The following is a 13196-nucleotide window of genomic DNA, read 5'->3' as shown; positions in this document are numbered from 1 at the left end:
ATGGTCAGCTTAAGCCATGCTGAATTAAAAACGGCCTATATTATGGACTTGAACACAGCAAACCAACTTGCTGAGAATGTCATGCAAGCTTGTCAGAAAGCCAGCAAACCCGCTGCAGTCACGGTACTGGATCAAGGCGGCAATGTTCTGGCCAGTCAACGGTATGAATCTGTCGGAATTCACAATTTAACTGCATCACAGCGTAAAGCCTTTACTGCATACTCGACTAAGACAAGTACATTGGATTTTATGCGTCATGCACAAAAGAACCCGGATGCACAGAATTTAAATACCTTGGGTGAATTGTTATTACTGGGCGGCGGGGTGCCTGTGGTTTATAAAAACCAGCTCATTGGCGCTGTTGGTGTTGCAGGCTCTGGTGGCTCTGAACAGGATCATCAGTGTGCCGTACAAGGCATTCAACATACTTTAAAACAACTTTAATTTTATCCATCTATTGAATAGGATCAAACCCATGAAAAAAATTATTTTTGGTGCTCTTCTAGCGGTGACAGCAAGCTTTTCTTTTGCACAGAATCCTTTAAGTGTGCATGTGCTGAATCAGGAAACTGGGCTGCCTTCCGCCAATGTCGCGGTGATTTTGGAAGCTCAGCAAGGTGACAAGTGGATAAAACTGAATGAGTTAAAAACAGATGCTAATGGCCGTATTAAAGAGTTTTATCCTAAAGATACTGCTTTACAGAAAGGCATCTATAAAGTGACCTTCAAAACCGGTGACTGGTTTAAGGCCAATAATCAACGCACCTTCTTCCCTGAAGTGCCTGTGGTATTTACGATTGACGGTACTCTAGAGCACTATCATATTCCCTTATTACTGAGCTCTTATGGTTATTCAACCTATCGTGGCAACTAATCCTTATTATCTATAAGCGTCATTTTCATGGCGCTTTATTTTGATGTGTAAAACAGCTGCATTTTATCATTCATCTGGCTTTCGCTTGTTATTTATCTCCTGAAATGCTATTTATGATTCACATAATTATTATTTTTAAAATAAAGTGTATCTAAAAAGGAGTTTTGCAATGGATCAGCAAGTGAATCAAATGTTTAACCAGGACCGATTAATTCAGTATCTCGGTGCACATCTAATTTCCTATAACCACAATCATGCGAAGATTGAACTTAAAGTGACTGAACAACATTTACAGGGACATCAAACCTGTAACGGCGCTGTGATTTTTGCATTAGCTGATGCTGCATTTGCCATTGCCTGCAATACCGGCGAACACCCAGCAGTCGGCCAACATTGCGGGATTCATTATTTAAAACCAGCTTTGTTAGGTGATACCCTTATCGCCATAGCTGAACATAAGGCCAGTAGCGGTCGTAGTGGTATTTACGATATTCAGATCCTGAATCAGAAAGATCAAATCGTGGCTGAATTCCGTGGAACTTCACGACTGATCATTAAATAAATCATCTAAAAAACCCAATAAAAAACCGCTGTCTTAACAGCGGTTTTTTTAATAGCAACATTCTGATTAAGCTTTCAACCATTTCTCGGCTTTAGCTTGATCTTCAACTTTTAACTCAACCTCAGTCAGTTCAGAACCACCATTTTGAACTTCAAAAGTCATCAGCTCATCACGACGGAATGCATGGACAGTATACGTACCTTCCTGTTTCGCATATTTCTCGACAAGTTTCGTCGTTGCTTTAAGGCCATCAATCGCTACAATTACATCATTCGCTGAAAGGCCCGCTTTCACCCCTGCTCCATCACGACGTGCAGACTGAACCAGCACACCTTCAGGCTTATCTGCAAGTTTCAAACCAAATGGTAATGACTTGTCATTTTTCAGCGTATAGCTCACGCCAAATTCAGGTAGTAACTGATCTAAAGGCAATTCATCTGTGGTATTGATCAAATGATTGATCTGTTCTAACCAGTTATCACCTGTCAATTCCTGACATAACTCAAAGATAGTCCGTTCATTGACCTGAATGCCATTTTGCGTATTTTCATAAAGCTTACGCATCAAAGCGTCCAGACTTGAGCCACGCAGACGGAGACCTAGATCAAGACACAATGCGACTAAACAGCCTTTATTGTAGTAGCTTGTACCGGCATTGTTTGAGTTTTCATCCTGACGATAGAATTTCACCCAGGCATCAAAGCTAGACTCAGATACTGACTGGATAAAACGTCCCGGGTTTTGCAAATAGCGATCAATCTGCGCTTTCAGCAATGCAATATAAGATTCCTGATTGATCACACCACTACGTAGCAGAATCAGGTCGTCATAATAAGACGTAAACCCTTCAAAGATCCAAAGCAAAGAGGTATAGCCTTCTTTGTTCAGGTCATAATTCACGAAGTTTTCTGGACGAATAAATTTAACTAACCATGAATGGAAATACTCATGACTACATAGACCAAGGAAACGCTGATAATCTTTCGATGGCTCTTCAGGCTCATCTGCTTTAGGGAAGTCATCACGCGGTGTAATCAGACTGGTTGAGTTCGGATGCTCCAGACCACCATAGCTGTTACCGGTTGCCATAGTCATAAAGGTATAATCATTGAATGGTGCAGAACCGAACATGGAAATTTCTGTCGCACAGATTTTCTCAATATCCTGCTTCATACGCTGTTCATTCATCGCATGTTTGCCTGACACCACAAACTCATGCGGAATGCCATTGGCTTCAAAACTGAAACGGGTCTGCTCTGCCAGTTCAAACGGTGCATCAATCAGTTCAGCATAGTTTTTTGCTTTTAAGGTATAGCGACCTTTGACCAGACTTTTGGCCTGCATACCCGTCGCAAGCTGGAAATGTTTCAGCTCATCCGGCAGGAATACTTCAACTTCAATTTCTTTACGTTCCTGACCTTCCAGCCCCAAACATGCACAAGCCGGGTTCACATAGAGACGGTTTTGATCCACATATGCACCACGAACAGACAGGTCATACGCGTAGACATCGTATTCCACAGTAATCAGTTCATGATCCGTATTGAATAAACGCCATTTATTCTTTTCAAACTTCTGGATTTGTAGCTGGCGTCCATCCTCATCATAAGCCTTGACCGCCTCAATATGCTTTGAGAACTCACGAATCAAGTAACTGCCCGGAATCCAGGTCGGTAAAGAAAGGACTTGCGTTGGGTCTGCTAAAAAGCGAAGAGTTACGTGAATAAGGTGCTGACGATAATCGTCAAATTCGATTTGATAATGCAACATAATGGGCGATATAAAATACAAATAAATGAGTTATAGCTTAGCTTAGCATTTTTTAGGCCAGTATTGCTTAGCTGTCGCATTTGTCTACATTTCTGACTAGCTATCCTTTAAAAAAAGGCATAGCATGCGTGAAAATTAAATCGTTCATCGACCGGTTGGTTATTAAGGAACATCTTTGAAATACATCATCTCACTGCTTGCAGTTCTCAGCCTGTTTGTGCCTGCAATTTCATATGCTGCCCTTCTGAATATTTTGCCTGAAAGCGTTGAAGCAGAAGCCTGGACCATTCTTGACTCACAATCAGGTCAGGTCATTGCCGAACACAATGCCGATGTTCAACGTGCACCTGCTTCCCTCACCAAAATGATGGTCGCTTATATTGCACTCAAGGAAATTCAGGCAGGTAAATTGGATAAAAGTGAAGTATTAACTGCAACGCCGATTGTGAAAACAGTGATGTGGGATGAGTCACAAATGTACCTGAAAGAAGGTGAGCAGATTTCGATTGATCAGCTTCTAGCAGGCCTGATTATCATGTCGGCGAATGATGCTGCTGTGACATTGGCAGAAAAAATTTCAGGTGATATTCCAAGCTTTGTCGAGCGAATGAATCGGGAAGCAAAAGCTTTGGGCATGGTACATACCCATTTCCAGAATCCGGCCGGCATTACCATGCCTGAGCACTATTCTACTGTAGCCGATCTGGCGCGTTTGTCGGCAGCTGTGGTCAACCAGACTCCAGACTATCTGTATTATTCCAAGCAGCCAAGTTTTAGCTATAACAACCATTTTCACCGCGCCACTAACCGCGTGTTGCAAGTGGACCCAAGCGTGGACGGTTTAAAAACGGGCTTCACTCGCGCAGCCGGCTATAACCTGGCGCTTACCGCCAATCGTCCGACTTATGATATGGAACTGCCCCATCGTCGTTTGATTGTGGTAGTTCTAGGGACTAAAAGTGCTGCCAAACGTGCTGAAGTGTCGCATAAGTTGATGAATCTGGCGTATACCTATACTCGTAATGAAGTCGCCATTAAAGACAAACAGTTACTGGCTGAATTACCGGTGATCAAATCGACTTTAAAAATGTTTAAGGTAGAGACCAAACAGCCGCAGATTATTACGACCTCTTTATATGATCAGAATTATGCCATTGACCTGAACCAGTTCGATCAAAACCATCAACGAGTGATGTTGAATACAGGTGATGGTGTAATGCAAAGCATTGAACCGCTACATGAAACCCAGACCCATATTAATGTAGAAATGAATGCTTCTGAACTGATTGCACCTATGGCCAAAGTGATGCCATTGGCGACGATTCATGTCTATCAGAATAATCAGCTTATTCGTACCATCCAGATTGAAGATATGGTTGAGCTTGAAGAAGCAGGTTTCTTCCAGAAATTCTTAAGCTGGTTATCCAGCTTCTTTGGCATCTTTGCAGAAAGTGCACCAAGTGCCAAACTCTATCCAATCCAGAAATAAGCGCTGAATACAGTTAGAAGGCCTCTCATTTGTCTTCTAACTCCCTCCATAGATTTCTTCCTTTCCTCTCGTCAATTTTACCTCCCCTGACATAATTGCTACGTTTTGTAATTTGTATAACAATTCTAATCAAGACGGCCTGCTGCCCATGCCATAGTATATTTGGTCTAAATTTCTCTTATTTTTATTAGAAAAATAAATAGGTTAATAATATATGACAGCACATCGAATCGTAATTGTAGGTGGTGGCGCAGGTGGATTGGAGCTGGCTACTCAATTGGGCGAAACCTTAGGCAAGAGTGGCAAAGCACATATCACCCTAGTAGATCAGAAACTGACGCATATCTGGAAACCCTTATTGCATGAAATTGCTGCAGGTACGCTTAATCCGCATGCAGAAGAAACCAATTATTTTAGTCATGCTGCAGCTCATCATTATCACTTTGTGCTGGGAACATTTATTGATCTGGATCGTGAGGCTAAAGAAATTATTCTGGAAACAGATTATTTTTCTAAAAAAGCTCAGCCTAAACAGAAGAAACAGATCAGCTATGACACGCTAGTGTTAGCACTAGGTTCCACTTCCAATGATTTTAATACGGAAGGTGTTGCCCAATACTGTCATTTTCTCGACAGCCGCCAGCAGGCCGATGTCTTCCAGCAGGATCTGCTACATCTTTATCTCAATGCTCAAAATCAAACCTCTTCCCGTGAGCTTAAAATTGCCATCATTGGGGCTGGTGCGACTGGTGTAGAACTGGCTGCCGAGCTGGTGATCGCCAAACAAAACTTTTTTAAATATGGTCTGAACAAAATTGATCCAAATAAAGTCAAAATCACTTTGATTGAAGCCGCTGATCGGATCTTACCTGCACTGTCTGAGAAAATGGCTGAACACACCATGGAGCAACTCGATCGTCTAGGTATTGAGGTATTAACCAGTCATAGGGTCGCTAAAGTCGATGAAGACCAGATTTACTTTGCTGATGATTCAAGCCTCGAAGCAGAAATTAAAGTCTGGGCTGCTGGAATTAAAGCACCTGAAGTTCTGGCAAAACTTAAAGAGCTGGAAAAAGACAACATTAATCGCCTAAAAGTTTATGCAACTCTGCAAACTCTGTCAGACCCGGATATTTTCGTTTTTGGTGATTGTGCTCACTGTCAGCCTGAAGCAGATCAACCAGCTTTAGGCCCTCGTGCACAGGTCGCCAGCCAGCAGGCCGCTTTTCTGGTCAGAGCCTTAAAAGCACGCATTAATGGCGAAAGCTATTTACCGATGTTCAAGTTTTCTGACAAAGGCTCATTAGTGTCTTTAAGTCAAAACAGTGCTGTCGGTGAATTATTGGGTCAGGTCAATGTTCAAGGCTTTGTCGCGAAATCCATGTATGTATCCCTGTACCGGATTCATCAGGCCACCATTCATGGCTATGCCCATGCTGGCCTGTTAACTGCCAAAGACTTTGTTACACGAAAAATTGCACCCAAGCTGAAATTGCATTGAAATTGTAAATATTGTCCTCATATATGAAAAAATCATCATTAAACATGTCAAATTGCATTTTTTTGCTATTTTTAGTCTACAAAAATACAATTTCACTTTATGATGTACCCTTAAAAAATTGAATGGATCAATTAATATGACTGCTATTGCAAATAACCTCGTGGTTTCTTTCCACTACACATTGACTAACGCAGAGGGCGAAACTCTCGACAAATCTCAAGGTGAACCACTTGCCTATTTGCACGGTGCAGGTAACATCATCCCTGGTTTAGAAAAAGCTTTAGAAGGCAAAACTGTTGGTGAAAAATTCACTGTAAATGTTCCTGCTGCTGAAGGTTATGGCGAATATAACCCAGAGCTAGTGCAAGAAGTGCCTAAACAAATGTTCCAAGGCGTAGACAACATCCAGGCAGGCATGCAGTTCCAAGCACAAACTGATGACGGCGTTCAAATCGTAACTGTTAAAGCAGTTGAAGGTGACAACGTAGTTGTTGATGCTAACTTCCCGCTTGCTGGTCAAGATTTAACTTTCGAAGTTGAAATCGTGTCTATCCGTGAACCTTCTCAAGAAGAACTTGATCACGGTCACGTACACGGTGCAGGTGGTCACCACCACTAAGACTTCCCGGTCTTTAGTATAAAAAGGCAAAGTGAAAACTTTGCCTTTTTTATTGCCTTAAGATTTTAAATATAAAAAAGCAGGACTACTACCCTGCTTTTCATCATTAAAATCGCGAATCACTCAAATTACGCAATCATTAACGTTTGTTATAGATCTGCATTGCTGCTGGCAGATTTTGACGCATTGCTGCGATACGTTGACTGTTCGATGGGTGAGTAGACAGGAAAGTCACGCCAGTGCTACCACCTTCAAGCTTGTTCATTTTTTCCCAAAGAGTAATCGCTGCATTCGGATTATAGCCAGCACGCGCCATTAAGGTTAAACCACCTTGGTCCGCACGACTTTCCAGGTTACGTGAGTAAGGCAAGCCGATACCAATCTGGCTACCCAATTGTGCTACTGCAGCACCACCTTGTCCTACGCCCGCTGCATTTAAACCAATACCCAATGCCAGATCAGTCAGGGCTTGTGCACCAAGTTTCTGTTTCGCATGCTCTTCCAGGGCATGGACCATTTCATGACCCATAATGGCTGCAATTTCAGCATCGGTCAGATTCAGCTTGTTCACGATACCGGTATAGAACACCACTTTACCACCAGGTGCCACAAAAGCGTTGACCTGATCAGATTTCAATACAGCCAACTGCCATTGGAATGCAGTACCTGTCTGGTTCAGCTGGTTGGCATAAGGTTTTAAACGGTTAAAAACAGCATTAATACGACTATATGTCGCTGAACTGGTATCCAGCTGGCCTTTCGCTTTAGCGTCTGCCACCATGGCATTGTAGCTTTGGCTGGCTGAAGCATTTAAAGTCGCTGTATCTGCACCTGCAATATCGGCAATAGTTGTACAACCAGACAAAGTAATGGCTGCGGCTGCACCCATACCTAACAAGAATTTATTTTTCATTATAGTGACTCCACCATAAGCAAAAGGTTAATTTACATTGTAAAAAATTATAAGTTAAAGGCCGGAGCAACTAAATGTACAATTACTTCATCTTGTTATATTTTATGTAATTTTAACCCCAATACTGTATCGCAAGCCAATAAATCAGACAGACAATATTTAAACCTAAATATAAATGACACAAAGGTTTAATTTTTTCTTCTAAAATTTCACTTTTACGCTTAAAAAATAGAAAAGCATTCTGCAGCAAGATGACCGGTACCAATACACAGGCAATGATCACGCTCAAGCCAATGAATGCCCCATAAATAATGTCAGGATCCTGAGTTTGGGCACGGATGATCAGCATCGCAATGGTCGGTGCGCCACCCATCGCGAATAACAAGGAATAGAACATCGTTCCCGATATATTTTTATGCATCCTGCATACTCATATTTTATTTTGTTTTATTCTAACAAGCGCTATGCCACTGCACAGCACTTGCCGTTAAGACTTTAGTCCTGAATTTCGAAATTATTTCTTAGTCTTGTATACCGTCATCGCTTCAGGCATCAGCTGTTGCAAGGCTGCAATTCGGTCATCATTCGTTGGATGCGTAGAAGTAAATTTATTCAGGACACTATTACCACGGCTGTCTTGTGCATTCATTTTTTGCCACAACGTAATCGCTGCATTCGGGTTATAGCCTGCTCGTGCCATTAGCATGAGACCGCCTTTATCGGCACGGCTTTCCAGATTACGTGAGAACGGCAAGCCCACACCAAATTGAGCCCCTATATCCAGCAGTAGCCCACCATAACCACCAGCAGACTGCCCGACGTACTTGCTACCGATACTTACTGCCAGATCAGTAAGTGCTTGCCTTGCGCTCCTACCTTATTCTTAGAATGTTCCTCAAGCGCATGTACCATTTCATGCCCCATGATGGCAGCAACTTCATCATCTGTGAGTTTTAGTGTATCGACAATGCCCGTATAGAACACCACCTTGCCACCTGGTGCAACATAAGCATTAATCTCGTTGGATTTAATCACCGCCACTTGCCAGTCAAACTTCTGACCAGTCTGATTCAGTTGATCTGCATACGGCTTCATTTTCAGAAAAACCCGATTTACTTTTTTATAGGTGGCAGAAGTCATATCCAGAATCTGTTTCTGCTTGGCCTCTGTCAGCATCTGATTATAGCTTTGTGCTGCACTCAGATTTAATGTGGCTGAATCAGCCCCCATCAGATCTGCAACCGTAGTACACCCCGTTAATGTGGTCGCAATGACCATCCCCACCAATAATTTTTTATATTTCATGACCTTCTCAAATATATAAGGTCAAAACATCATAAAGAATCCAAACAGGTTTTCAATCATTTTTATAAGTTCGTTCAAATAAAAAAACCCTGTGAAATCACAGGGTTTTTATCATTTTTAGCTTAAGCGATTAAGCATCAAACGGATGGCGAAGAATAATGGTTTCTTCACGGTCTGGGCCAGTTGAAATGATGTCGATTGGACATTCAATCAATTGTTCAAGACATTTCACATAGTTAATCGCCGCTTGTGGCAATTGATCTAGTGATTTCGCCCCAAAAGTAGATTCTTTCCAGCCTGGCATAGTTTCGTAGATCGGTTTTAAAGTTTCGAATGCAAGCGCATCAGAAGAACCAACACAGCCAGAATCAGCAGCTTCGTAACCTACACAGATTTTCACTTCTTCTAAACCGTCAAGAACGTCAAGTTTAGTCAAGCAAATACCAGACAGTGAGTTCACTTCTACTGAACGACGCAGGATTTCAGCATCGAACCAACCACAACGGCGTTGACGGCCAGTAGACGCACCAAATTCTGAACCTACAGTACCCAGGTGTTTACCAATTGCATCACCTGTATCTGTTGCAGCGTCATACACCAACTCAGTTGGGAATGGACCTGAACCTACACGAGTGGTATATGCTTTAGTAATACCAAGAACATAGTCAAGGTGTAATGGACCAAGACCTGAACCTGAACTTACGCCACCAGCAGTTGTGTTTGAAGAAGTCACGTACGGGTATGTACCGTGGTCAACGTCAAGCAATGAACCTTGCGCACCTTCGAACATGATTTTCTTGCCAGCTTTACGGTAAGCGTGAAGTTCACCAGTTACGTCCATAACCATAGGCTCGATCACTTTGCGCCATTCGTCGCAAAGCGCAAGTACGTCTTCAACTTTAACTGCTTCAACACCGAAGAATTGAGTCAATTGGAAGTTATGGTATTCAAGCAATTCTTCAAGCTGAGCTTTCAGATGTTCGCCACCACGCACCAGGTCAGCAACACGGATTGCACGACGCGCCACTTTATCTTCATAAGCAGGCCCGATCCCACGACCAGTTGTACCAATTTTCGCATTACCACGTTTTTTCTCACGAGCTTGGTCAAGTGCGATGTGGTGCGGAAGAATCAATGGACAGTTTGGAGAAATGCGTAGACGTTCACGTACTGGCACGCCTTCTTTTTCAAGAATATCCATCTCTTTGATGAGCGCTTCAGGTGAAAGAACCACACCATTACCAATTAAGCACAATACGTTTTCACGTAAAATACCTGATGGAATGAGGTGTAATACAGTTTTCTTACCACCAACCACGAGAGTATGACCTGCGTTATGTCCGCCTTGATAACGAACTACTGCAGCCGCTTGATCTGTGAGCAGGTCGACGATCTTACCCTTACCTTCGTCGCCCCATTGGGTACCAAGTACCACAACATTCTTGCCCATAATAGCCTCATTACATCATGCTGTTAAAGTTGAAAGTCCCACTCAGCGACATGAACACTGAGTAAAACAATTAAAGCGATTAAATCGTTTTGATGGTCCACTCACCGTCCACATTCACCAGCTGGTGAGTTGCATACGGTACCGAGTTTAAATCATCATTACCTAATAACTGAATTACACTTAAGCCTTGTGCACGGGTTGCCTGAATCGCATTTAATAATGCAGCATCTGTACCCTTTGGTGCTACCACAACTTTAGCTGTAGCAAACTTGCCTGCACTTAAAGCATATAAGTCACAGGAGAAACCGGTTGCCGGACGTGCACGACCGAAATGCTCACCAATACCATCATAACGGCCACCTTGTGCCAGTGCAGCAGCACGGTTCGGTGCATAAACGGCATACATCAGGCCGGTGTGATAATGGTATGAACGTAACTCGACGACATCAATCCCAATATGCAGATTCGGCCAACGTGCCTGAACTTCATTTTTGGTGGTTTGCAGTGCATCAAATGCCTGTTTGAAGGCTGGATTTTCTAATACTTCAGTACTTAAATTCGTTTTTAAGGCATCCAGGTCACTTGCAAAACGGCCAAGCGTATAGAAGTCTGATCCAAACTTAAGATTTGCAGTAAATTCAGCCAGTTCTGGCAATGCTTTACGTTGATAAAGATCAGACAATTGGCGTTCGGTTGCTTTACTTAAACCGGCTTGTACAATCAGACTACGGAACAGCCCCACATGACCTAAGTCAAGGTGGATACTGTCGGCCAGACCTGCTTCCTGAATCAGGCTGATCATCAGGTCAACCATTTCCACGTCAGCATCAATGCTGTCAGAACCAAATAATTCTGCACCCAATTGCAATGGTGCACGTGTGGTATTAAATCCTTGAGGTTTCGTATGTAAAACCGTACCCGCATAACAATAACGAGCCACACCTTCCACTGGATGTACATGCGCATCGATACGAGCCACTTGTGGTGTCATATCGGCACGCACACCAAGCAAACGGCCAGACAGCTGATCGATCACTTTAAAAGTGGCTAAGTCTAAATCCTGATTCGATTCTGAGAGAGAAGATAGAGATTCAATGTATTCAATAAATGGCGTGTACACCAGCTGATAACCTCGAGATGCGAGGAAATCCAGTGATTGACGGCGCAGGCTTTCGATGACTTGCGCTTGTTCTGGTAATACATCAGCTACACCATCAGGTAATAACCATGTCTCTGAAATGGGCATGTTGTAAACCTAAATTCTTGTCAGCGCGGAATAAACCGCATAAAAAAATCGGGAGCACACCCGATTTCTCCTAGTCTAGCACGATCGTTTAGGCTGTGCATCGCAATTTTGATAATTTTCTCTGACTGAACAAAGGACTTAGATAGATAAACCAAATCATCTCCCTCTTATCAAGAGAAAATAGGCTGAATAAAATTTAATAACCAACATATCAAATTGATTTTCTAATATATTTCCCCAACCAAAACAATGACGAAAAATTTATTCTTGATTCAATCCTCATCTATCCAAGGGTAAAAATTTATAAAATATCAGTACTAGATGCTTAAAAATAATCCTATAGGACTTACGCACTATTATTTATAGATTCTCTGTGGTAGCAGATGATTTTTATCGAGAATAAAGTCATCAATGAAGTTTTTGATAACTGGTCTAAATAATTTCTTCTGCCAACGATATATATTTTCAAAGATCCGCTCAAACTGGTTCTTTTGTATCTCAACATAGGCCATCAAGGCTGAGAAAATATGATTCAAAATCAGTTTAGATCGTCTTACTTGAAACTTTTCAATATGACAAACCTGTTTAATCACCCGGTGATATTGCTCTATTTTCCAATGACTTGAATGTAATTCATGAAAACCCTCAAAGGACAATAAATCATCTTCATCTTGATGCACAATATAAAACCTCTGCTGTTCTTTTAACTGAGTCTTAAATAATTGTACAAAGCCAAAATCTTTGAGCCAGACCACTTGACCCTGATGGAAATCTGGCAATAAACGCAGTTGAAACCATTGTCCTTTTTCTGGGGAAACCTTACGGTTACAGTCGATACCAAACATAAATCGAATACCATATTTTCTTATGGTTTTTAGATTTCCAGTCGATGAATACCAACTATCACCTGTAATAAATTGAATCTTTGCACCCCAACTGAGTACTTCACTTAACATATCCATAAAGTAATCATTCTTGGTTTTACTTTCAGATTTGTCATAAATTCGGAAATTAATTGGAATATTTTGACCATTTTGATCTGTCGCATACAAGGTAATGAGATTAATACCCTTGACGGATCGGTGGTGTTTGCCTGACCAAAAATAGCTAACCAAGTCCATATGTTGACTATATGGTTTATCTAAAACAGTATCATCAATACTGACTATAAGTTTATTATTATCAATATGTTGAATTGATTCTTGATATAGGTCGTGAGGTGTGTAGTCTTCACGCTCTAGAAAGCGATTTACACTATCATGCGAGATATTATAAGTCTCGGCAAGTTGTGTGCAGCTAATAGAGTTCGGTTCTGTCATGAGAAAGCCCATATAAATGGGTAATGTACAAGTTGCTGTAGAAGCATGTTTAATTCGTCTAATCACAGATACTTTATAAAGTATTTTAATACTTTTTTGAATCCGTCAATGCGTAAGTCCTATCCTATACAAAAACCCAATGTGGAGA

12 protein-coding genes and 1 pseudogene are annotated in these 13196 nt (G+C 41.8%); 6 read left to right on the top strand and 7 right to left on the bottom strand.

Going from position 1 to position 13196, the window contains the following annotated elements; translation table 11 throughout:
• The 3 genes from C3F22_RS04360 to paaI all read left to right on the top strand — a co-directional run bounded on the left by C3F22_RS04360 (nucleotide 1) and on the right by paaI (nucleotide 1436).
• Entirely contained in the window at nucleotides 1–444 is a 444-nt protein-coding gene (locus tag C3F22_RS04360) for a GlcG/HbpS family heme-binding protein (RefSeq protein WP_004784161.1), read from the top strand.
• 31 nt (nucleotides 445–475) lie between these two features.
• Nucleotides 476–874, top strand: a complete 399-nt coding sequence (gene uraH / locus C3F22_RS04355; RefSeq protein WP_004784162.1) for a hydroxyisourate hydrolase — start codon at nucleotides 476–478, stop codon at nucleotides 872–874.
• 169 nt (nucleotides 875–1043) lie between these two features.
• Nucleotides 1044–1436 (top strand): hydroxyphenylacetyl-CoA thioesterase PaaI, encoded by a 393-nt coding sequence (gene paaI / locus C3F22_RS04350; RefSeq protein ID WP_004784165.1) that lies wholly within the window; start codon nucleotides 1044–1046, stop codon nucleotides 1434–1436.
• Nucleotides 1437–1502: 66 nt separating this feature from the next.
• Here the strand turns inward: paaI and C3F22_RS04345 are convergent, their stop codons facing one another.
• Entirely contained in the window at nucleotides 1503–3206 is a 1704-nt protein-coding gene (locus C3F22_RS04345) for a M61 family metallopeptidase (protein ID WP_004784167.1), read from the bottom strand.
• Between the two features lie 175 nt (nucleotides 3207–3381).
• On the opposite strand from C3F22_RS04345, the gene C3F22_RS04340 reads away from it, so the two are divergent.
• From C3F22_RS04340 to slyD, 3 genes are all read left to right on the top strand, one after another.
• A complete protein-coding gene (locus C3F22_RS04340) occupies nucleotides 3382–4695 on the top strand; it encodes a D-alanyl-D-alanine carboxypeptidase PBP6B (protein ID WP_004784169.1) in 1314 nt (437 codons plus the stop codon).
• Nucleotides 4696–4909: 214 nt separating this feature from the next.
• Nucleotides 4910–6196: an NAD(P)/FAD-dependent oxidoreductase gene (locus C3F22_RS04335; protein WP_004784170.1), complete on the top strand. Its 1287-nt coding sequence runs from the start codon at nucleotides 4910–4912 to the stop codon at nucleotides 6194–6196.
• 136 nt (nucleotides 6197–6332) lie between these two features.
• Nucleotides 6333–6815 carry a peptidylprolyl isomerase gene (gene slyD, locus C3F22_RS04330; RefSeq protein ID WP_004784172.1) on the top strand — a complete coding sequence of 161 codons (483 nt, stop codon included), beginning with the start codon at nucleotides 6333–6335 and terminating at the stop codon, nucleotides 6813–6815.
• A gap of 139 nt (nucleotides 6816–6954) precedes the next feature.
• Here the strand turns inward: slyD and C3F22_RS04325 are convergent, their stop codons facing one another.
• The 6 genes and pseudogenes from C3F22_RS04325 to C3F22_RS04300 all read right to left on the bottom strand — a co-directional run bounded on the left by C3F22_RS04325 (nucleotide 6955) and on the right by C3F22_RS04300 (nucleotide 13114).
• Nucleotides 6955–7728 carry a M48 family metallopeptidase gene (locus tag C3F22_RS04325; RefSeq protein WP_004784174.1) on the bottom strand — a complete coding sequence of 258 codons (774 nt, stop codon included), beginning with the start codon at nucleotides 7726–7728 and terminating at the stop codon, nucleotides 6955–6957.
• A 112-nt stretch (nucleotides 7729–7840) separates the two neighbouring features.
• Nucleotides 7841–8149: a hypothetical protein gene (locus C3F22_RS04320; RefSeq protein ID WP_004784177.1), complete on the bottom strand. Its 309-nt coding sequence runs from the start codon at nucleotides 8147–8149 to the stop codon at nucleotides 7841–7843.
• Between the two features lie 93 nt (nucleotides 8150–8242).
• Nucleotides 8243–9033: pseudogene (locus C3F22_RS04315) on the bottom strand (M48 family metallopeptidase).
• Between the two features lie 130 nt (nucleotides 9034–9163).
• Nucleotides 9164–10483: an adenylosuccinate synthase gene (locus C3F22_RS04310; RefSeq protein ID WP_104425910.1), complete on the bottom strand. Its 1320-nt coding sequence runs from the start codon at nucleotides 10481–10483 to the stop codon at nucleotides 9164–9166.
• 79 nt (nucleotides 10484–10562) lie between these two features.
• Nucleotides 10563–11729, bottom strand: coding sequence for an ATP phosphoribosyltransferase regulatory subunit (locus tag C3F22_RS04305; RefSeq protein ID WP_004784187.1), 1167 nt, complete (start codon nucleotides 11727–11729; stop codon nucleotides 10563–10565).
• A gap of 356 nt (nucleotides 11730–12085) precedes the next feature.
• Nucleotides 12086–13114 (bottom strand): transposase, encoded by a 1029-nt coding sequence (locus C3F22_RS04300; RefSeq protein ID WP_104425909.1) that lies wholly within the window; start codon nucleotides 13112–13114, stop codon nucleotides 12086–12088.
• Nucleotides 13115–13196 lie beyond the last annotated feature (82 nt).

Origin of the sequence: Acinetobacter sp. ACNIH1 (assembly GCF_002934695.1) — a bacterium.
Lineage (GTDB): Bacteria > Pseudomonadota > Gammaproteobacteria > Pseudomonadales > Moraxellaceae > Acinetobacter > Acinetobacter variabilis.
Note: the sequence above shows the minus strand (reverse complement) of the source record. Positions and strands in the feature narration are given on the sequence as shown.